Annotated in this window: 15 protein-coding genes and 5 tRNA genes; 10 read left to right on the top strand and 10 right to left on the bottom strand. The window is 71.7% G+C overall.

What is annotated here, in order from left to right:
- Nucleotides 1–99 precede the first annotated feature (99 nt).
- Together ABD361_RS26025 and ABD361_RS26020 are read right to left on the bottom strand one after the other, a co-directional pair.
- On the bottom strand, nucleotides 100–357 hold the full coding sequence (locus ABD361_RS26025; protein WP_344438578.1) for a DUF3073 domain-containing protein: 258 nt from the start codon (nucleotides 355–357) through the stop codon (nucleotides 100–102).
- 375 nt (nucleotides 358–732) lie between these two features.
- Nucleotides 733–1,860 (bottom strand): Leu/Phe/Val dehydrogenase, encoded by a 1,128-nt coding sequence (locus ABD361_RS26020; RefSeq protein WP_344438576.1) that lies wholly within the window; start codon nucleotides 1,858–1,860, stop codon nucleotides 733–735.
- 220 nt (nucleotides 1,861–2,080) lie between these two features.
- Here ABD361_RS26020 and ABD361_RS26015 point away from each other — a divergent pair, with 220 nt between their 5' ends.
- Together ABD361_RS26015 and bldC are read left to right on the top strand one after the other, a co-directional pair.
- A complete protein-coding gene (locus ABD361_RS26015; RefSeq protein ID WP_344438574.1) occupies nucleotides 2,081–2,923 on the top strand; it encodes a DUF8083 family protein in 843 nt (280 codons plus the stop codon).
- A 490-nt stretch (nucleotides 2,924–3,413) separates the two neighbouring features.
- Nucleotides 3,414–3,620: a developmental transcriptional regulator BldC gene (bldC, locus tag ABD361_RS26010; protein WP_003949541.1), complete on the top strand. Its 207-nt coding sequence runs from the start codon at nucleotides 3,414–3,416 to the stop codon at nucleotides 3,618–3,620.
- A 356-nt stretch (nucleotides 3,621–3,976) separates the two neighbouring features.
- On the opposite strand, the gene ABD361_RS26005 is transcribed toward bldC, so the two are convergent.
- The 6 genes from ABD361_RS26005 to ABD361_RS25980 form a co-directional block, all read right to left on the bottom strand.
- A complete protein-coding gene (locus ABD361_RS26005) occupies nucleotides 3,977–4,201 on the bottom strand; it encodes a DUF6274 family protein (RefSeq protein WP_344438571.1) in 225 nt (74 codons plus the stop codon).
- Nucleotides 4,202–4,401: 200 nt separating this feature from the next.
- A tRNA-Asp gene (locus ABD361_RS26000) sits at nucleotides 4,402–4,476 on the bottom strand.
- Between the two features lie 95 nt (nucleotides 4,477–4,571).
- A complete protein-coding gene (hrpA, locus tag ABD361_RS25995; RefSeq protein ID WP_344438568.1) occupies nucleotides 4,572–8,543 on the bottom strand; it encodes an ATP-dependent RNA helicase HrpA in 3,972 nt (1,323 codons plus the stop codon).
- A gap of 194 nt (nucleotides 8,544–8,737) precedes the next feature.
- Nucleotides 8,738–8,811: transfer RNA gene (locus tag ABD361_RS25990), tRNA-Phe, on the bottom strand.
- Nucleotides 8,812–8,841: 30 nt separating this feature from the next.
- Nucleotides 8,842–8,916: transfer RNA gene (locus tag ABD361_RS25985), tRNA-Asp, on the bottom strand.
- Between the two features lie 40 nt (nucleotides 8,917–8,956).
- A tRNA-Glu gene (locus ABD361_RS25980) sits at nucleotides 8,957–9,029 on the bottom strand.
- Nucleotides 9,030–9,166: 137 nt separating this feature from the next.
- On the opposite strand from ABD361_RS25980, the gene ABD361_RS25975 reads away from it, so the two are divergent.
- Nucleotides 9,167–9,517: a metallopeptidase family protein gene (locus ABD361_RS25975; RefSeq protein WP_344438566.1), complete on the top strand. Its 351-nt coding sequence runs from the start codon at nucleotides 9,167–9,169 to the stop codon at nucleotides 9,515–9,517.
- A gap of 231 nt (nucleotides 9,518–9,748) precedes the next feature.
- Here ABD361_RS25975 and ABD361_RS25970 read toward each other — a convergent pair whose 3' ends face one another.
- Nucleotides 9,749–10,051 carry a hypothetical protein gene (locus ABD361_RS25970; protein ID WP_344438564.1) on the bottom strand — a complete coding sequence of 101 codons (303 nt, stop codon included), beginning with the start codon at nucleotides 10,049–10,051 and terminating at the stop codon, nucleotides 9,749–9,751.
- A 293-nt stretch (nucleotides 10,052–10,344) separates the two neighbouring features.
- Here ABD361_RS25970 and ABD361_RS25965 point away from each other — a divergent pair, with 293 nt between their 5' ends.
- From ABD361_RS25965 to ABD361_RS25955, 3 genes are all read left to right on the top strand, one after another.
- Nucleotides 10,345–12,507: a DEAD/DEAH box helicase gene (locus ABD361_RS25965; protein ID WP_344438562.1), complete on the top strand. Its 2,163-nt coding sequence runs from the start codon at nucleotides 10,345–10,347 to the stop codon at nucleotides 12,505–12,507.
- Between the two features lie 147 nt (nucleotides 12,508–12,654).
- Nucleotides 12,655–12,727 (top strand) — tRNA-Lys (locus ABD361_RS25960).
- 169 nt (nucleotides 12,728–12,896) lie between these two features.
- Entirely contained in the window at nucleotides 12,897–13,361 is a 465-nt protein-coding gene (locus tag ABD361_RS25955; protein WP_344438560.1) for a cellulose binding domain-containing protein, read from the top strand.
- A 179-nt stretch (nucleotides 13,362–13,540) separates the two neighbouring features.
- On the opposite strand, the gene tuf is transcribed toward ABD361_RS25955, so the two are convergent.
- A complete protein-coding gene (gene tuf / locus ABD361_RS25950) occupies nucleotides 13,541–14,734 on the bottom strand; it encodes an elongation factor Tu (protein WP_344438558.1) in 1,194 nt (397 codons plus the stop codon).
- Between the two features lie 358 nt (nucleotides 14,735–15,092).
- Between tuf and ABD361_RS25945 the strand changes: the two genes are divergently transcribed.
- The 4 genes from ABD361_RS25945 (at nucleotide 15,093) to ABD361_RS25930 (ending at nucleotide 19,792) form a co-directional block, all read left to right on the top strand.
- Nucleotides 15,093–16,316, top strand: a complete 1,224-nt coding sequence (locus ABD361_RS25945; RefSeq protein ID WP_344438556.1) for an MFS transporter — start codon at nucleotides 15,093–15,095, stop codon at nucleotides 16,314–16,316.
- 317 nt (nucleotides 16,317–16,633) lie between these two features.
- Nucleotides 16,634–17,467: a DUF6227 family protein gene (locus ABD361_RS25940; RefSeq protein WP_344438553.1), complete on the top strand. Its 834-nt coding sequence runs from the start codon at nucleotides 16,634–16,636 to the stop codon at nucleotides 17,465–17,467.
- A gap of 170 nt (nucleotides 17,468–17,637) precedes the next feature.
- Nucleotides 17,638–17,841, top strand: a complete 204-nt coding sequence (locus ABD361_RS25935; RefSeq protein WP_344438551.1) for a cold-shock protein — start codon at nucleotides 17,638–17,640, stop codon at nucleotides 17,839–17,841.
- 115 nt (nucleotides 17,842–17,956) lie between these two features.
- Nucleotides 17,957–19,792, top strand: a complete 1,836-nt coding sequence (locus ABD361_RS25930; protein ID WP_344438549.1) for a DEAD/DEAH box helicase — start codon at nucleotides 17,957–17,959, stop codon at nucleotides 19,790–19,792.
- Nucleotides 19,793–19,893: the final 101 nt, after the last annotated feature.

Below are 19,893 nucleotides of genomic sequence, written 5' to 3'. Positions count from 1 at the left end.
CCGCGCCGCTGCGGCGGCACGGGGGCACCGGCGGAGCCGCGGACAGCACAGAACCCGGTCCGGGCGGAGCCCGGACCGGGTCGGTGAAATGTCAGAGCGTCAAGCGCGGCGACGGTATGCGGACGAGTCGGACGCGGTGTGCTCGTCCTCGTCCTCATCGTCGTTGTAACGCGCCGCGTACTGAGCGTACGGGTCGTCGTCCAGCTCGTCGTCGAGCGGCTCGCTGTTCGGCGGCTGCTTCGTCGGCGATGTTGCGCCCAGCTCACTGGCCAGACGTGTCAGGTCCGTCCCGCCGCTGTTGTACTTCAGCTGGCGGGCGACCTTTGTCTGCTTGGCCTTGGCCCGGCCGCGCCCCATGGCTCGACCCCCTCATTGACGGGGCTCAGCGGCCCCAGAGTCTTGACACGCGTTCACGTTCATGAGTTCAGAGCGGACCCCTGTGTAAGGGTGTCCGGCCTGTAGAGCTTCAACGGTACCTGCTTCCGCGGCCATACGGTACGTCGCCCGCATGACGTGGCACGCAGCACAACCCGCGAGCCGCTCTGTACTCGCTGGTCAGGTGCGATTTTAACGTGTCCTGGACGCCGACCCGCCGAGAGGTGGTGACACTTCTCTCCTTTCACCACCGCCCGGCGGCCCACTGTGGGGACCGGTGTACGGCCTTCGTTCATGCACTCGGCCAAGCGGCCTCACCCGAACGAGTGAAGGCGGGACCGAGGCCGAACGTTTCGGTCACTGCCCCGCGGTCGCCCGGGCAGTTTTCCCCTCGGCTTTCCCCTCCGCCATGCGCTGCTCGGCGAGACGATCGGCGGCGACGGCCGGCGGAATGCCGTCCGCCTTCGCCCGATCGAAAATGGCCAAAGTCGTGTCGAAAATCTTGGCCGCCTTGGCCTTCGCCCGCTCGAAGTCGAAACCGTGGAGTTCGTCCGCGACCTGGATGACGCCACCGGCGTTCACGACGTAGTCGGGCGCGTAGAGCACGCCCCGGTCGGCCAGGTCCTTCTCGACGCCGGGGTGGGCCAGCTGGTTGTTCGCGGCGCCGCAGACGACCGTGGCGGTCAGCGCGGCCACCGAGTCGTCGTTGAGCGCGCCGCCCAGGGCACAGGGGGCGTAGACGTCCAGCGGGGTGCGCACCAGCACGTCCGCGTCGGTCACCGCGGTGACCTTCGGGTGCCGGGCGATGATCCGCTCGACGGCCTCGGCCCGCACGTCCGTGATCACGACCTCGGCGCCGTCCTCGATCAGGTGCTCCACGAGGTGGTGGCCCACCTTGCCGACGCCCGCCACGCCGACCCGCCGGCCGCGCAGCGTCGGGGCGCCCCACTGGGTCTGCGCGGCCGCCCGCATGCCCTGGAAGACGCCGAAGGCGGTGAGCACCGAGGAGTCGCCGGCGCCGCCCTGCTCGGGGGAGCGGCCGGTGGTCCAGCGGTTCGTCCGGGCAACCACGTCCATGTCCTGCACGTACGTGCCGACGTCGCACGCGGTGACATAGCGGCCGCCCAGGGAGGCCACGAAGCGGCCGTACGCGAGCAGCAGCTGCTCGGTCTTGATCAGGTCGGGGTCGCCTATGATCACGGCCTTTCCGCCGCCGTGGTCGAGCCCCGCCAGGGCGTTCTTGTACGACATGCCGCGCGAGAGGTTCAGCGCGTCCTGCACCGCCTCGTCCTCGGAGGCGTACGGGTAGAAGCGCGTACCGCCGAGAGCCGGGCCCAGGGCGGTGGAGTGCACGGCGATCACGGCCTTCAGGCCGCTCGCGCGGTCCTGGCACAGCACGACCTGCTCGTGGCCGCCCTGCTCCGATCGGAACAGGGTCTGCAGCACGCCGCCGGCGGCTTCGGTGGTGGGACGTACGTCAGTCACGGTGGTGACTCCATATGTCGCGGAGGTCGCCCTCCCGGGGTGGCGGAGGGCCGGTTGGCACGAGGGTAGGGCCTGGCGGGCGCCGGGAAGGGCCGCGTGCCGAGGATCACCCTCCCGTGCTGCGACGCCGTGGGACGATCTGGACGAGACAGCAGGGCGACGGCGCGGCCAGCGGCCCGGCGGCCGCCGCCCGGGGGTCCTACGGCTTGAGGGAGCGAGCGTGGGCGTGGCGTCGTCGGTGACCGTCCCGTACGCGGCGTACCTGCGGGTCTACGAGCCGCTGGGGGCCTTCCCCGAGCCCGAGCGCAGCCACTGGCTGCGCTACGCCCGGCGCGGGGAGCTGCCCGGCGCCCAGGAGGAGTTGCGCCGCTCGCTCGCGGACCTGCTGCCCACCCCGCCCGTGCCCGTCCCCGTGCACGAGAGCGCCGACGCCTTCGTGGCCGTGGTCGACGGCGTGCTGTGCGTGTGCCCCTGGCGGACCCGGCTGCGCGGCTGGCTGGCCCTGCAGCGCCTGGCCGACAGCCTGCCGCCGCCCGTCCTGGACGCGGCGCTGCCGCCGGTGGTGCGCCGCCAGGCCGTCGCCGACTACGAGCACTGGCTCGAGCGCAATCCCGACGCCCGGCCGTGGATCAGGACCGCCACCTGGCAGGTGCCGCTGCGCTGGTTCGTGCTCTTCTCCGACGACGAGCGCGACTACGACAGCGGCGAGGGCGGCCGGGACGTACGGATGCGCTACCGCACGCCCATGGTCCAGGCGCGCCGCCGGGTGGCCCGCGGCCTGCGCACCCTGCGGGACGCGATCGAGGAGGGACCGCTGATCGAGGGGCTGGTGGAGGTGGGGCGATGGCTGGAAGAGTTCCATCCGCGGTCCCTGGTGGAGCTGGACTACGGCGGACTTGTGCATATGGTTCCGGAAGCACGACTGGCCGAGGACCACTCCGCGGCCGACACGGCGGAGGGACTGGCGGCGCTGCGGGCGGGTGACGGGGCGCGGGCCGGTGCGGCGTACGAGCGGCTGACGGAGCGTTGGAGCGCGGTCCGCAACCGCCAGTTCGCCAACTGACCGCCCGTCGTGGGGCCGGGGCGGGCACGGTCCGGGACCTAGGTCCCGATCCGGGCCATTGCGGCAAGCGTGACCTACTGCACTTACGGAAGGTCTTGCGCCGATCGCCCATCCTCATGGCAAAATAGGACAAGGAGCCTCGGAAGGGCTCCTTCCGCCTAACTGAGGGCGGACAGCTCGGTATTGCACTCCTTGGCGGATCCGGTGACCCCTGATCCGATTGATCCCGCTGTGACTGATCGTCACGGTGGCGTGACTGTCCGCTATGGCATGGTCCATCGGCTTCCGTCGAGGTTGAACACCTGAGAGGGCAATTCCATCGGTTTGGCCGACGTGGCTGGACAGATGGTGTAGTTGTAGTGCCGAGGACAAGCCGTTCGTCCTATAACCGACTCGGCCCGCGTCCGCCATTTCGGGCAACGCGGGTCAAGGTGCAGAATTTAGAGGAAAGAACCGACGTGATGGTTCGGTTCTCCCGAGGAGGCCGCTCATGACCGCTCGCACCCCTGATGCCGAGCCGCTGCTGACCCCGGCTGAGGTTGCCACGATGTTCCGCGTGGACCCGAAGACGGTCACCCGCTGGGCCAAGGCTGGCAAGCTCACGTCCATCCGCACGCTCGGAGGACACCGGCGCTACCGCGAAGCCGAGGTCCGTGCCCTGCTGGCGGGTATTCCGCAGCAGCGCAGCGAGGCCTGAACAACTGAATGACCGGGTGATTTCCGGGGCCCCCAACCCGGCTGTCGCCCAGCACAGCTCCACCAAGCAGTGAACGACGGGACGCCTGCCCCAACAGGTTCCCAGCCCACCGACTTGGGTGCGTTGTCGATCGCGCTGGACTCCGCCGGGTCCAGCGCGATCTTTTTATGCCCGCATGTGCGCGGGACGTCCGTACTGTGCCCGGGTGGTGCCGGCCGGCTCCTGTCCCGGGGCGGCCGCCGGGGGCCGGTGCAATTGCACATATTAAATTGAGCAGGGGTGAAGGGGGTGTGAGTTCCCCCTTCACCGAAACTCTTTCGGTGACACCCGTCACATCGCGGTCGCCTTGTCACCCATCATGGCGCTGCGGTAAAGGAGTTGCTGCCCTCACCACTGAGGGTGACACCCGCACCCGGCGGCCCCGCCGGCTCTCCCACCCCCTCCTGGGCCAGCTGCAGCAGCCGGTGGCAGACCGGGCAGTGCCGGGTCAGATGCCGGTAGCCGGCCGCGGCGGAAAGATGAGCACGCAACAGCGCCCGCGTCTCGTGCCGGGCACGCTCGGTCCGGGTGGTCGTCGTCATGGGGCGCAGCACCTCCCTCTGACTGGGGTACCCCTGGCACGTGTCGCAGTCAAGGTCGACAACGAGGCCTGGCGGGAGGGTGCGCCGATCCGGCCGGGATCCGACCGGAAACGACGACGAGGCCCGCTGGGGTGTGCACTGCTCCGGCCGGAAACGACGATGAGGCCCGCACCATGAACGGTGCGGGCCTCATCTTGCTGCGGTCCTGACGGGATTTGAACCCGCGGCCTCCACCTTGACAGGGTGGCGAGCACTCCAAACTGCTCCACAGGACCTTGCTTGCGTTTCCCCTTCCGGGGGGCTGCGAAGCAAGACTCTACAGCAGGTCAGGCCGTGCGGTCGAACCGCATCGACGAGACGTGGGGCACACCTACGGCGCCAGCTTGTCGACCGCCTTCACGATCCGCTTGTCCGACACCGGGTACGCCGTCCCCAGCGCGTGCGCGAAGTAGCTCACCCGCAGTTCCTCGATCATCCAGCGGATCTCCCGGGCCTCCTGCGGCACCGGCCGCCCCTTGGGGAACTGCTCCAGCAGCCAGGCGTACTCGTCCTGCATCTCGTGGACCTTCGCCATCCGCGCCCGGTCCCGCTCCGCGCCCGTCGGCAGTTGCGTCAGGCGGCGGTCCACCGCCACCAGGTAGCGCAGCAGGTCCGGCAGCCGGCGTACGCCGTGCTCCGTCACGAAGCCCGGCTTGATCAGCGCCGCGAGCTGCTCCTTGACGTCCGTCAGCGACGTCAGCAGCGCCGGGCTGGTCGTCGCCTTGAGCCGGCGCTCGCACGCCTGCCAGGCGGCCAGCACCTCCTGCACCTTGCGGATCGCGTCCAGCGTCGCGTCCACGATGTCCGCGCGCACCGCGTCGAAGAGCTTGCGGTAGGACTCCTCGTCCCACGCCGGCCCGCCGTGCGCCGCGATCAGCTTGTCGGCCGCAGCGGCCACGCAGTCGTCGAAGAGCGCCTGGATCGAGCCGTGCGGATTGCGCGAGAGCGCCAGCTTCTGCTGGTTGCCCAGCTTGTCCTGGGCGAACTTCGCCGGGTCCGACGGCAGGTTCAGCAGGATCAGCCGGCGCACGCCGCGCCACATCGCCTCCCGCTGCTCCTCCTCCGTGTCGAAGAGCCGCACCGCCACCGAGGCGCCCTCGTCCACCAGCGCCGGGTACGCCTTGACGGGCTGGCCCGCGCGGCGCGTCTCGAACGTGCGCGGCAGCGTGCCCACCGTCCAGCGGGTCAGGCCCGAGCGCTGCTCCAGCCGGCCGGCCGTCCCGCCGCCGGGTCCCGCGGCGCCCGCCGCCCGGTCCAGGGCCGCGTCGAACGCCTTGGAGATCGCCGCCTGCGTCTTCGGCTTCAGCCGCAGCCGCAGGGCCTCCAGGTCCTTGTCCTCGGCAATCTTGCGACGCCGCTCGTCCACCACCCGGAACGTGATCTTCAGGTGGTCCGGGACCTTGGCCGGGTCGAAGTCGCCCGCCTCCATGCGCACCCCGGTCATCCGGTGCAGCGCGTGCGCCAGCGCCACCGGCAGCGGCTCCTGCAACGGCACCGCCGAGTCCAGGAAGCGCTGGGCGAAGTTCGGCGCCGGCACGCAGTTGCGGCGGATCGGCTTGGGCAGCGAGCGGATCATCTCCGTCACCAGGTCCTCGCGCAGACCCGGGATCTGCCAGTCGAAGCCCTCCGCCGAGACCTGGTTGAGCACCTGCAGCGGCACGTGCACCGTCACACCGTCCGCGTCCGCCCCCGGCTCGAACTGGTACGTCACCTTGAACTTCAGCCGGCCCTGCCGCCAGGAGTCCGGATAGTCCTCCTTGGTGACCGCCCCGGCCTTCTCGTTGATGAGCATGGACTGCTCGAAATTGAGCAGCTCCGGCTCCTCGCGCCGCTTGTGCTTCCACCACGAGTCGAAGTGCGCACCCGAGACCACGTGTTCCGGCAGCCGCTGGTCGTAGAAGTCGAACAGCGTCTCGTCGTCCACCAGGATGTCGCGCCGGCGCGCCCGGTGCTCCAGCTCCTCGACCTCGTCGAGCAGCTTGCGGTTGTCGTGGAAGAACTGGTGGTGCGTGCGCCAGTCGCCCTCCACCAGCGCATGGCGGATGAACAGCTCCCGGCTCGTCTCCGGGTCGATCCGCCCGTAGTTCACCTTGCGCTGCGCCACGATCGGCACGCCGTAGAGCGTCACCCGCTCGTACGCCATCACCGCCGCCTGCTTCTGCTCCCAGTGCGGCTCGCTGTAGGTGCGCTTCACCAGGTGCTGGGCCAGCGGCTCGATCCACTCCGGATCGATGCGGGCATTGACCCGCGCCCACAGCCGCGAGGTCTCCACCAGCTCCGCCGACATCACCCAGCGCGGCGGCTTCTTGAACAGTGCGGAGCCGGGGAAGACGGCGAACTTGGCGTTGCGGGCGCCGACGTACTCGTTGTTCTTCTCGGGATCCTTCAGGCCGATGTGCGACAGCAGACCCGCCAGCAGCGACTGGTGCACCCGCTCCGGCGCCGCGTCCTCCTCGGCCAGGTGGACGCCCATCGTCTTCGCGACCGAGCGCAGCTGGTAGTAGATGTCCTGCCACTCACGTATGCGCAGGTAGTTCAGGAACTCCGACTTGCACATGCGGCGGAAGGCGGAGGACGACAACGTCTTCTGCTGCTCGCGCACGTACCGCCACAGGTTCAGGAAGGCGAGGAAGTCGCTCGTCTCGTCCTTGAACCGGGCGTGCTGCTGATCCGCCTGCTGCTGCTTGTCCGCCGGCCGCTCGCGCGGATCCTGGATGGACAGCGCGGAGGCGATGACCATGACCTCGCGGGCACAGCCGTTGCGGTCCGCCTCCAGCACCATGCGGGCCAGGCGCGGGTCCACCGGCAGCTGCGAGAGCTTGCGGCCCAGCGGCGTCAGCCGCTTCTTCGGATCCTTCTGCTGCGGGTCGATCGCCCCCAGCTCCTGCAGCAGGTCCACGCCGTCCTTGATGTTGCGGCGGTCCGGCGGGTCGATGAACGGGAACTTCTCGATGTCGCCGAGTCCCGCGGCCGTCATCTGCAGGATGACCGAGGCGAGATTCGTCCGCAGGATCTCCGCGTCCGTGAACTCCGGACGGGAGAGGAAGTCGTCCTCCGAATACAGCCGGATGCAGATGCCGTCGCTCGTACGGCCGCACCGGCCCTTGCGCTGATTGGCACTGGCCTGCGAGACCGGCTCGATCGGCAGCCGCTGCACCTTCGTGCGGTGGCTGTAGCGCGAGATGCGCGCGAAACCCGGGTCGATGACGTACTTGATGCCCGGGACCGTCAGGGACGTCTCCGCGACGTTCGTCGCCAGCACGATGCGGCGACCGGTGTGGCGCTGGAAGACGCGGTGCTGGTCGGCGTGCGACAGCCGCGCGTACAGCGGCAGCACCTCGGTGAACTTGTACTTGCGCTTCTCCAGCGCGTCCGCGGTGTCACGGATCTCCCGCTCACCGGAGAGGAAGACGAGGATGTCGCCCGGGCCCTCCTGCTGCAGCTCGTCCACCGCGTCACAGATCGCCGTGATCTGGTCACGGTCCGCGTCCGAGGACTCCTCCTCCAGCAGCGGGCGGTACCGCACCTCCACCGGATACGTACGCCCGCTGACCTCCACGATCGGCGCGTCGCCGAAATGACGGGAGAAGCGCTCCGGATCGATGGTCGCCGAGGTGATCACGACCTTGAGGTCGGGGCGACGCGGGAGCAACTGCGCCAGGTAACCCAGCAGGAAGTCGATGTTGAGGCTGCGCTCGTGCGCCTCGTCGATGATGATCGTGTCGTACTGGCGCAGCTCGCGGTCCGTCTGGATCTCGGCGAGCAGAATGCCGTCCGTCATCAGCTTGACCAGCGTGTCGCCACCGACCTGATCGGTGAACCGCACCTTCCAGCCGACCGCCTCGCCCAGCGGCGTCCGCAGCTCCTCCGCGACCCGCTCGGCCACCGTACGGGCGGCGATCCGCCGCGGCTGCGTGTGCCCGATCAGGCCGCGCACGCCACGGCCCAGCTCCAGACAGATCTTCGGGATCTGCGTCGTCTTGCCGGAACCGGTCTCACCCGCGACGATCACGACCTGGTGGTCGCGTATCGCCTCCAGGATCGCGTCCTTCTTCTGGCTGACCGGTAGCTGCTCCGGGTACGAGATCTCCGGCACGGCCTGCCGCCGGGCGGCCACGCGCAGCTCGGCCGCCTCGACCTCCCCCGCGATCTCGGCCAGCACGGCCGCACGGGCCTCGGGCTTGCGAATACGCCGAGCCCCCTCCATCCGCCGCCCCAGCCGCTGCGCGTCGCGCAGCATCAGCTCGGACAGACGGGCGGCGAGATCGGCGAACGTGGCGGTGGCGGCAGGCTGCGTAGACATACGCCCCCCAGGATCGCACCAGCCGCCGCGAAGCGGCGAACCCATTTATCCGGCGGTGTGGCGCCCCGCAGGGGCGCGGGGAACTGCGCGATCAGCCACAACGCGCCCGCAGCCGGGGTCCGGGCGCACACGGCACTGCGCCCCTACGGGGCGGAAACGCACTGAGGCCCCCATCGGAGATGGGGGCCTCGTCGTGGCTGGGGCCGGGGTCGAACCGGCGACCTTCCGCTTTTCAGGCGGACGCTCGTACCAACTGAGCTACCCAGCCATACGATCACTCGTCACAAGCAATCGTAAGCGGTCCTGACGGGATTTGAACCCGCGGCCTCCACCTTGACAGGGTGGCGAGCACTCCAAACTGCTCCACAGGACCTTGCTCATGTGCGAGAACAAGTCTCGCACACGTTCCAGCGTGCCCCCAACGGGATTCGAACCCGTGCTACCGCCTTGAAAGGGCGGCGTCCTGGGCCACTAGACGATGAGGGCTGAATGGCCCACCTGGGCGCTTCGCAGCGCCTCGGGGACGTGAGAAGCATATGGGATGGGAGGAGGTATCGCCAAAACGGTTTGCCGGGGGCCTCGCCGCAGGGTCCCCGCGGGCCTCCTTGCCGGACAATGGCCGCGTGCTGGAGATGACGCGCGAGGAGTTCGAGGAACTGGTCGCCGAGGGCCTGGACCGGATCCCGCCCGAGCTGACGCGGCTGATGGACAACGTCGCCGTCTTCGTCGAGGACGAGCCGCCGACCGATGATCCGGAGCTGCTCGGGCTCTACGAGGGAACGCCGCTGACCGAGCGCGGCGAGTGGTACGCCGGTGTGCTGCCGGACCGCATCACGATCTTCCGCGGCCCGACGCTGCGCATGTGCGCCACGCGGGAGGAGGTCGTCGCCGAGGTGGAGGTGACGGTCGTCCACGAGGTGGCACATCACTTCGGGATCGACGACGCCCGCCTGCACGCCCTGGGCTACGGCTGACGGCCGTGTCCTGCGCGGGGCGGGGCCAGTTGGGCAGGGCGCCTGTCCCCCGTACCCGAAGGCGGTCCTGTCCATGCGCGCAATGTCAGCGCACGCCGCAGCGTTCACTCGCGCGACGGCCACCCGTATCGCCGCGGTGGCGGTCGCGTCCCTGGCCCTGGGCGGGTGCATGAGCGTGAGCGACCCGGGGCGGCCGGTGCCCAAGGGGGCGGGCGACCGGCAGGGGGACGGTCAGCGGACGGAGGGCGGCATCCGCATGCCGGGCACCCGTCCGGGCGGTCGGGTGGACGGCAAGTCGGTGAAGGGCGGGGCGAGCGGCAGCCCGTCGGCGAAGGGGGCGCATCCCGAGGCGTCGGCTTCCGCGTCGCCGTCGGCGGCCCCGGGCGCGTCCCCGCCGGCCGGGCGGCCGGACAGGCCGGGGGCGCCGTCGAAGCCGCCGGCCGGGCACGGTGCGGGCCCGTCGTCGGCGCCGGGCAAGCCGCCGGCGCCGTCGCAGCCGCCGACGCAGGCCCCGCCGACGCCGCCGGCGCCCACGCAGCCGCCGACGCCGCCGACGCAGCCTCCGTCGTCGCCGCAGGCGGGTCCGTCGTGAGGCGCGGGGCGGGGTGGGGGAGTGTGTCCCAGGCCATGTGCAGGCGGCTTGCGCCGCGGGGCGATGGGTGCGTATGGTGGTAGATCGTTTGATCCCATTTGCCCGGCGCCAGACAGAAGCGCGCCGTGTGGCGCGTTCCTTACCTTGCCGTGGCTGACCGCATCGAGGCGGTCATTTGTGAAGCCGACACGGAGCTTGGGCGCGTGCCGAAACTCCGGAAGGTTTCGCATTTCGCATGTCCATTTCCCCTGACACCACCGTCATGCCCGCCGCCGACGAGGCGATCGTCGAGGCCGCCGCCGAGGTCGTCGAGGCCGCCGAGCCGCAGATCACCTTCGCCGACCTGGGCCTGGACGAGGCCATCGTCCGCAAGCTCGCCCAGAACGGCGTGACCACCCCCTTCCCGATCCAGGCGGCGACCATCCCGGACGCCCTGGCCGGCAAGGACATCCTGGGCCGCGGCCGCACCGGCTCGGGCAAGACCCTCTCCTTCGGTCTGCCCCTGCTGTCGATCCTGGCCGGCGGCCACACCGAGAAGAAGCGCCCGCGCGGCCTGATCCTCACCCCGACCCGTGAGCTGGCGATGCAGGTCGCCGACGCCCTGCAGCCGTACGGCGACGTGCTCGGCCTGAAGATGAAGGTCGTCTGCGGCGGTACGTCCATGGGCAACCAGATCTACGCCCTGGAGCGCGGCGTCGACATCCTCGTCGCCACCCCGGGCCGCCTGCGCGACATCATCGACCGCGGCGCCGCCTCCCTCGACAAGGTCCAGGTCGCCGTCCTCGACGAGGCCGACCAGATGGCCGACATGGGCTTCCTGCCCGAGGTCACCGAGATCCTCGACCAGGTGCCGACCGGCGGCCAGCGCCTGCTGTTCTCCGCGACGCTGGAGAACGAGATCGACACGCTGGTCAAGCGCTACCTGGTGGCCCCGGTCACGCACGAGGTCGACCCGTCCGCCGGTGCCGTGACGACGATGACCCACCACGTCCTCGTCGTGAAGCCGAAGGACAAGGCGCCGGTCACGGCCGCCATCGCCGCCCGCAAGGGCCGCACGATCATCTTCGTCCGCACCCAGATGGGCGCCGACCGCGTCGCCGAGCAGCTGCTCGACGCCGGCATCCGCGCGGACGCGCTGCACGGCGGCATGACCCAGGGCGCCCGTACCCGCGTCCTGGAGGACTTCAAGGGCGGCCGCGTGAACGTCCTGGTCGCCACCGACGTCGCCGCCCGCGGCATCCACGTCGACGGCATCGACCTGGTCCTGAACGTCGACCCGGCCGGTGACCACAAGGACTACCTGCACCGCTCCGGTCGTACGGCCCGCGCCGGCCAGTCCGGCACGGTCGTCTCCCTGGCCCTGCCGCACCAGCGCCGGCAGATCTTCCGCCTGATGGAGGACGCGGGCGTGGACGCCTCGCGCCACATCGTCGCCGGCTCCGGCGCCTTCGACGAGGACGTCGCCAAGATCACCGGCGCTCGTTCGCTCACCGAGGTGCAGGCCGACTCGGCGGCCAACGCCGCCAAGCAGGCCGAGCGCGACCTGGCGGACCTGACCCGTCAGCTGGAGCGCGCCCAGCGCCGCGCCACCGAGCTGCGCGAGGAGGCCGACCGCCTGCTGGCCCGTGCCGCCCGCGAGCGCGGCGAGGACCCGGAGGCCGCGGTGGCTGCCGCCGCCGCGGAGGCCGAGGCCGAGACCGCCCGGGCGGAGGAGGCCGACCGGGCCGCCGCCGTCCCGGCGCAGCAGAGCGCCCCGGCCGACGAGCGCCGTGACGAGCGCGGCAACTTCGAGCGTCGCAGCAGCGGTTTCCGCCGCGACGACCGTGACGAGCGCCGTGACGACCGCCGCGAGGACCGCGGTGGCTTCCGTCGCGACGAGCGCCGTGACGACCGCCGTGAGGACCGTGGCGGCTTCCGTCGCGACGACCGTGGTGGCTTCCGCCGTGACGACCGTCCCTCCGGCGGTTTCCGTCGCGACGACCGCCCCACCGGTGGCTTCCGCCGCGACGACCGTGACGGTTTCCGTCGTGACGACCGTCGCGACGACCGTGGTGGTTTCCGCCGTGACGAGCGCCGTGACGACCGTGGTGGTTTCCGCCGTGACGACCGCCCCTCCGGCGGCTTCCGCCGCGACGAGCGCCGTGACGACCGTCCCTCCGGCGGTTTCCGTCGTGACGACCGTCCGTCCGGTGGCTTCCGCCGCGACGACCGCCCGTCCGGCGGCTACCGCTCCGGTGGCGGCGACCGTCCGTTCAACCGCGACCGCCGCGACGACCGCCCCTCCGGCGGCTTCCGTTCCGGTGGCGGCGACCGCCCGTACGGCCGTCGTGACGACCACCGCGGTGGCTCGTCGTTCGACCGCCGCGCCGACAAGCCCCGCTGGAAGCGCAACGGCTGACCCGGCGGCAGCTTTCGAGGGCCCGTACGACACACCGTGTCGTACGGGCCCTCGCCCGCTCCGCGACCGCCCCGGCGCCGCTCCGCCCAAGTCCTCGGCGATAACGACTCGGGCTTCGCGGGCAGGCCGGGCTATGCTGCGGGGTGCGGGCCGTTAGCTCAATTGGCAGAGCAGTGGACTTTTAATCCATTGGTTGTGGGTTCGAGTCCCACACGGCCTACCCGATGCAGGCGGGGGCACCGCCCCCTGACCTGCGACTGAGCGCCCCGTCCGGCTGTTGCCGGGCGGGGCGCTCAGTCGTTGGGGGCGCGGTGCGGCCACGCTTCCGGGTGGTTTCGATCCGGGCCGGCGGGATAGCGGAGGGGATCCGTCCGGTAAGCCTGGGCCCCATGACGATCCTCGGCTCCAGGTGGGCCGCCACCGTTCTGACCGTCGTCGCCGCCGCGGCTCCGGCCGTTCCCGCGAGTGCCGCGCCGGCGCCCCCGCCCGGCCCGGGCATGGTGGGGGACGTCGCCGGGGCGGTCACGGGGCTCGCGGACTCCGTCCTCGACCGGCAGGGCGCCTGCACGGCGGCGTACCGGGTCACGAACTCCTGGCACGACGGGTTCGAGGCGGAGGTCACCGTACGGGCCGGGGCCCGGGAGATCAGCGGCTGGACGGTGGAGTGGACCCTCGCGCCCGGACAGCGGGTCACCCAGCTGTGGAACGGCACCCTCAGCGTCTCCGGGCAGCAGGTGGCCGTACGCAACGTCTCCTTCAACGCCACCGTGCCAGCGCGCCGGTCGGTCACCTTCGGCTTCAGTGTCAGCGGGCCGGCCGCCAAGGCCCCCTCGCTCCGCTGCACTTCCCCGTGAGCCGAGGCCCGCGCCCGCCTGCGGTCCGGCGTGCGGCCGCGGCGGGTTTTTGCGTCGCCACGCCGACCGGCCTGCGGGGGGTGCCGCCGCCCGGGCGCTAGCGTGTCGACTGGGAACGGGGTGGTCCGGCTCGGCTCCAGGGTCCTCTGGCCTGCAGCCGGCCCCCGTTCCCGCCCTTCCTACTTCGTGATCTTCGTGACCTGGCCGGCGCCGACCGTGCGGCCGCCCTCGCGAATGGCGAACTTCAGGCCCTCCTCCATGGCGATCGGCTGGATCAGCGCCACCGACATCGCGGTGTTGTCGCCCGGCATGACCATTTCCTTGTCCTCGGGCAGGGTCACGACGCCGGTGACGTCCGTGGTGCGGAAGTAGAACTGCGGACGGTAGTTGTTGAAGAAGGGCGTGTGCCGGCCGCCCTCGTCCTTGGAGAGGATGTAGGCCGTCGCCTCGAACTCGGTGTGCGGAGTGACCGACCCGGGCTTGATGATGCACTGGCCGCGCTCGACGTCCTCGCGCTTGATGCCGCGCAGCAGCAGACCGACGTTCTCACCGGCCTGGCCCTCGTCGAGCAGCTTGCGGAACATCTCGATACCGGTGACGGTCGTGGTCGTCTTCTCCGGGTGGATGCCGATGATGTCGACGGTCTCGTTGACGCGCAGGACGCCGCGTTCGATGCGGCCGGTGACCACGGTGCCGCGGCCGGTGATGGTGAAGACGTCCTCGATCGGCATCAGGAACGGCTTGTCGATCTCGCGCTCCGGCTCCGGGATGGCCTCGTCCACGGCCTTCATCAGGTCGAGGACCGACTTGCCCCACTCCGGGTCGCCCTCCAGGGCCTTCAGGGCCGAGACCTTGACGACCGGGGCCTCGTCGCCCGGGAACTCGTACTCGCTGAGCAGCTCGCGCACCTCCAGCTCGACGAGCTCCAGGATCTCCTCGTCGTCCACCATGTCGGCCTTGTTGAGCGCCACCACGATGTAGGGAACGCCGACCTGGCGGGCGAGCAGCACGTGCTCCTTGGTCTGCGGCATCGGGCCGTCGGTCGCGGCCACGACGAGAATGGCGCCGTCCATCTGGGCGGCACCGGTGATCATGTTCTTGATGTAGTCCGCGTGACCGGGGCAGTCGACGTGTGCGTAGTGACGCCGCTCGGTCTGGTACTCGACGTGGGCGATGGAGATGGTGATGCCGCGTTGCCGCTCCTCCGGGGCCTTGTCGATGTTCTCGAAGGCCGACACCTCGTTCAGGTCCGGATAGGCGTCGTGCAGCACCTTGGTGATCGCCGCGGTCAGGGTCGTCTTGCCGTGGTCGATGTGTCCGATGGTGCCGATGTTGACGTGGGGCTTCGTCCGCTCGAACTTCGCCTTCGCCACTGGGAACCTCCTGATTGATCTCAGCAGGACCAAGGAAGGCCGGCGGCCGCCGATCCCTCGCGTCCCGCAGATACGCGGAGCAATTGTGCCGTCACTCTATGTCGTCACACCCCATCGTCGCGCGCGGCGCGTCCCCGGATGGACCAGTGGCGCTGACCGAACCGCGTACGCCCCCGGTCGCCGCCCCGGCGCCCGCCCCGCGCGGGTCCGCGTCGTGAGACGCCGTGCGAACACCGCCACACCTGCGGGTGGTGAACGCCCGCACCCCGCCCCGGTCTGCGACGGAAGGCCGGTAATGCCCGCTCGCCCGCGCCCTAGGGTGTGCCGCCCCGGACCGGAATTGCCGGAGGTAAGCGCCGTGAGGCATGTGCGTCTGCTGCGCTCCCGCTCCGTCCGCGTGCTGTGGCTGTCCATGACCCTCTCCGTGCTGGGCGACCGGCTCTACGCCCTCGCCGCGATGTGGGTGGTCTACGAGGCCACGGGGTCGTCGTCGCGGATGGGGCTGGTCGCCGCCGTCGAGTCCCTGCCCTACATCGCCCTGGGCGGGGCCGGCACGGTCGTCGGACGCTTCTCCCGCTGGCGCTCGCTGGCCTGGCTGGACACCGCCCGCGCCGCGGTGGCCCTCGCCCTGCCCCTGCTGTGGTCCCCCGACGCCTTCGGCTTCGCCCTCACCCTCGGCCTCGTCCTGCTGCTCGGCACCCTCGGCGCCCTCTTCGACCCCAACCTCGGCACCCTCGTCCCGCAGCTCGTCACACCCGACGAGGTGGCCCAGGCCAGCTGCCTGTTCGACCTCACCTCCCGGGTGGCCGGCGTGGTGGGACAGGGCAGCGCCGGCGCCCTGCTGCTGCTCGTCTCCGAGGTGCAGCTGTTCACCATCGACGGCCTCACCTTCGCCGTCTCGGCCGCCGCGCTCGCCTGGCTGGGCCGGCGCACGGCCCGCAGGAAGAGCGCCGCGGCCGCCCGCGGCCCCCTGCCGGCCGTGCGGGCCCGGCGGCTGCTGCGCGAACAGCGCCGCACCGCCACCGCCATCGCCGTCCACGCCGTGGCCCTGTTCGCCTCCGCGGTCTCCACCGTCGGACTGCCCCCGCTGCTCGTCGCCCGCTTCGGCCAGGGCGCCGCCGGGTACGGCCTCGCCCTCGCCGCCACCGCGGCCGGCGGACTGGCCGGCAACCTCCTGACCGGCAACACCCTGACCACCCGCCCCTGTGACGAACAGAACTGGCTCGGCACCTACTGCTTCGCCTGGGCCGTCTCCGGCCTCGCCCTCGCCGGACTCGGCGTCGCCGACCGCATGGCCGCCGTCATCGCACTGTGCATCGTCACCGGACTGCTCTTCCCCGTGTGCACCGTCACCTTCCGCGCCCACCTGGCGCGCTTCGCGCCGCCCGCCCGGCTGCGGCTGCTGACGGTCGACCAGATGGCCGCCCACGCGGCGTCCGTGGCCGGAATGCTGCTGCTGCCCTTCGCCGTCGACGCCGCCCCCGGCGCCTCCTTCGTGGCGGCCGGCGCCCTGCTGTGGTGCGCCGCAACGGCCGGCTGGTACCTGGCCGGCCGCACCCGGCCCCTGCCGGGGGGTGCCTAGGGCCTGCCCGGCGGATCTTCGGCACGTGGCGCCACGGCGCCCCGTAGGGGCGCTGCACGACCCTGTTCGAGGCCCGAATGTTCGAGGGAAACGTGTGCGGTAAGGGCGCCCTACGGCCACTTGCGGAAAACCCCGCCCGCCGGCCGTGTTCACGCCGCTACGGTAAGTGCGCGGAAGGGCAGCGCACGGACCCCCGCGAGCGGCGCAGGGGCGCCGGCACGGCGCTCGTGCCGGCGACGGCGCAGCCTGCGGCGGACGGTGGGCGGCGGGCGGCACCCGGCTCGGTGGCGGGAGAGGGACTCGGGAGGTCGAGGGGCATGGCGAGGACGCGCGAGGGCGGGGGCGAGGGCGAGCAGCGGGGCGGCGAGGGGACGGAGCGCCCCGCCGGCCGCGAGGCGACCCCCGCCGAGCAGGTGCAGGAGCTGCTGAGGCGGGCCCAGAACGGCTTCGAGATCGGCGAGCACGTCCTCGCGCGGCTGGGCACCGCGCTGATGCACCAGCCCGAGCTGCGCTCGTACCGCCAGCGCAACGACGGCGGGCGCCCCCTGCGCTGCAACACCTACCGCCACATCTTCCTGCTGGCCGACGGCAGCAGCCTCGTGCTGTACGAGCTCGAACACGACACCGGGCCGCAGGAGGGGTTCCTGTACGAGCTCTACACCGACGACACCGCCCTCGACGCCGCCGAGCGCCGCGTGCACGAGCACATCGGCGGCGGCATCGGCCCGGGCAGCGAGGACGAGGAGCTGCCGGCCTGGCTGGCCGAGGAACTGCTGCTGGCCATGGGCCCCAGCCGGCCCCGCCGCGAGTACGTCGCCGAGGCCTCCCCCGAGCACGCCCGCCGGCTGCTGCGCCGGGCCGAGAACGCCGACGGCCCCGGCGAGGTGGTGCGCGAGCTGCTCCAAGGGGCGCTCGGCCACCACATCGCGCTCATCACCAAGCCCAGGCGCCGGGGGCCCGGCAAGGACGCCACCTGGTGCCGCTTCTACGAGCACGCGTTCCTGCTCGAAGGCGGGGGAGAGGTCAGCCTCTGGGAGCTGGAGCACAACATGACCGCGGACGGGCGGCTGGTCTGCGAGGTCTACCTCGACGAGGCCGAGGCGGAGGTCGCCGCCGACCGGCACGCCAGGGCCCAGGGCGTCGAGTTATAGCGGGCCGTACAAGATCCACACGAGGCGCACAGGGCGTGGTACGCTCGTACGAGTTGCAGTTGTGGTACCCATGGAACTCGTGTGCGCCTCGGCCATGTAGCCGAAGGCGCATTTTTGTTTTCGCCGGTCTTTTTCCGGTCGGGGGCCACCCCATCACTAAGGAGATAGACATGGCTACTGGCACCGTGAAGTGGTTCAACTCGGAAAAGGGCTTCGGCTTCATCGAGCAGGACGGCGGCGGCCCCGACGTCTTCGCCCACTACTCGAACATCGCCTCCAACGGCTTCCGCGAGCTGCTCGAGGGCCAGAAGGTGTCCTTCGAGGTCACGCAGGGCCAGAAGGGCCTGCAGGCCGAGAACATCGTCACCATCTGACGAAACCGTACGCGCGTACGCGCCATGGGGCCCGCACCACTGGGTGCGGGCCCCATTGTCGCGTCCGTCCACCGGGGGCCCGGCTCCCGCCGCCGCCACCGAGGGAAGGTCCCGCATGACTCGCTCCGCCCCCCGCCCCGCCCGCTCCGGCGGCGATGCCCGCTCCACCGGTGGCGCCCGCTCGAGCGGCGACAACCGCTCCGCCGGCAGTGCCCGGTCCGGGGGCGGCACCCGGTCCGGCGGTAGCGCCGGTTCCGGTGGCGGTGCCCGTTCGGGCGGGGATGCCCGTTCCGGTCGTGGCGCCCGCTCCGGTGGGGACGCCCGCACCGGCGGCAACGGCCGCGCCGGCGGGGATGCCCTCTCCGGCGGCAGCACCCGTTCCCGTGGGGGCGCCCGCCCCGAGGGCGAGGCCCGCTCCGGCGGCGACGCCCGCACCGGTCGCAGCACCCGTGGCAGCGGCGACAGCCGCTCCGGCAGCACCCGCTCCCGTGGCGACAGCCGCCCCGGCCGCGAAGACCGTCCCGCCCGCGAAGGCCGTCCCGCCCGGCGCCGCGCCAGCGGCCCCGCACGGGCTGCTGCCGCCGTCGTCGAGCCGGCCGCCGACTTCGAGGTGCCCGAGGCCACGACGCCGGCGCTGCCGCCCGTCGCCTCCTTCGCCGACCTCGACATGCCCAGCGCGCTGCTGAAGACGCTGACCCGCGAGGGCGTCACCGAGCCCTTCCCCATTCAGGCCGCGACCCTGCCGAATTCCCTCGCCGGGCGCGACGTCCTCGGCCGTGGGCGTACCGGTTCCGGCAAGACCCTCGCCTTCGGGCTCGCGCTCCTGGCCCGTACCGCGGGCCGGCGGGCCCTGCCGGGCCGGCCGCTGGCGCTGGTGCTGGTGCCCACCCGCGAGCTCGCGCAGCAGGTCACCGACTCCCTCACCCCCTACGCGGCCGCCCTGGACCTGCGTACGGTCACCGTCGTCGGCGGGCTGTCCATCGGCCGGCAGGCGCAGGCCCTCGGCCGCGGTGCCGAGGTCATGGTCGCGACGCCGGGCCGGCTCGCCGACCTGCTCCAGCGCGGCGACTGCGCCCTGGGCGACGTGACCGTCACCGTCCTGGACGAGGCGGACCAGATGGCCGACATGGGCTTCCTGCCCCAGGTCACCCGCCTGCTCGACCAGGTCGCCCCGGGCGGCCAGCGGATGCTGTTCTCCGCGACGCTGGACCGCAACGTCGACCGGCTCGTCCGCCGCTTCCTGACGGACCCCGTCACCCACTCCGTCGACCCCTCGGCGGGCGCGGTGGTGACCATGGAGCACCACCTGCTGCACGTCGCCGACGTGGAGGCCAAGCGCGAGGTGGTCACCCGGATCGCGGCCCGCGAAGGCCGCGTGATCATGTTCGTGGACACCAAGCGGGGCGCCGACCGGCTGGTCAAGCGCCTGCTGACGCAGGGTGTGCGGGCCGCGGCGCTGCACGGGGGCAAGAGCCAGCCGCAGCGCAACCGCGTCCTGGAGCAGTTCCGCACCGAGCAGGTGACGGCGCTGATCGCCACGAACGTGGCGGCGCGCGGCATCCACATCGACGGGCTCGACCTCGTCGTCAACATCGACCCGCCCGTCGACCACAAGGACTACCTGCACCGCGGCGGCCGTACGGCCCGGGCCGGCGAGGCGGGCACCGTCGTCACGCTCGTCCTGCCCGAGGAGCGGCGCGAGATGCGGCAGATGATGGCGACCGCGCGCATCGCCCCGGCGACGGCCGACGTCCACCCGCAGGACGCCGAGCTGGCCCGCATCACCGGCGCCCGGGAGCCGAGCGGCATCCCGGTGACGATCGCGGTGCCCACGCCCCGGCAGGAGCAGTCCCGGTCGGAGCAGCCCCGGCAGGAGCAGGCGCAGCGCCGTCCCGGGCGCGGCCGCACCCGCCCGGCCCGGCGCCGCCGGCCCGCGGGGGAGCGCGCATAACAATTGACGCTCCGTCAGAAAATCGGAGCGTCAACACGCCTGCGGATTCACCCGTTCGGCTTGGAATCCGGTCGCGCTGTCTATTAACGTTCGATAACGCA

Source organism: Streptomyces luteosporeus, assembly GCF_039532865.1.
Taxonomy (GTDB): domain Bacteria; phylum Actinomycetota; class Actinomycetes; order Streptomycetales; family Streptomycetaceae; genus Streptomyces; species Streptomyces luteosporeus.
Note: the sequence above shows the minus strand (reverse complement) of the source record. Positions and strands in the feature narration are given on the sequence as shown.

Coding starts and splice junctions, on each gene's coding strand:
- ABD361_RS25965 (WP_344438562.1), top strand. CDS start 10,345: ATGTCCATTTCCCCTGACACCACCGTCATGCCCGCCGCCGACGAGGCG.
- ABD361_RS25935 (WP_344438551.1), top strand. CDS start 17,638: ATGGCTACTGGCACCGTGAAGTGGTTCAACTCGGAAAAGGGCTTCGGC.
- ABD361_RS25940 (WP_344438553.1), top strand. CDS start 16,634: ATGGCGAGGACGCGCGAGGGCGGGGGCGAGGGCGAGCAGCGGGGCGGC.
- ABD361_RS26025 (WP_344438578.1), bottom strand. CDS start 357: ATGGGGCGCGGCCGGGCCAAGGCCAAGCAGACAAAGGTCGCCCGCCAG.
- ABD361_RS25955 (WP_344438560.1), top strand. CDS start 12,897: ATGACGATCCTCGGCTCCAGGTGGGCCGCCACCGTTCTGACCGTCGTC.
- bldC (WP_003949541.1), top strand. CDS start 3,414: ATGACCGCTCGCACCCCTGATGCCGAGCCGCTGCTGACCCCGGCTGAG.
- ABD361_RS25930 (WP_344438549.1), top strand. CDS start 17,957: ATGACTCGCTCCGCCCCCCGCCCCGCCCGCTCCGGCGGCGATGCCCGC.
- ABD361_RS26005 (WP_344438571.1), bottom strand. CDS start 4,201: ATGACGACGACCACCCGGACCGAGCGTGCCCGGCACGAGACGCGGGCG.
- hrpA (WP_344438568.1), bottom strand. CDS start 8,543: ATGTCTACGCAGCCTGCCGCCACCGCCACGTTCGCCGATCTCGCCGCC.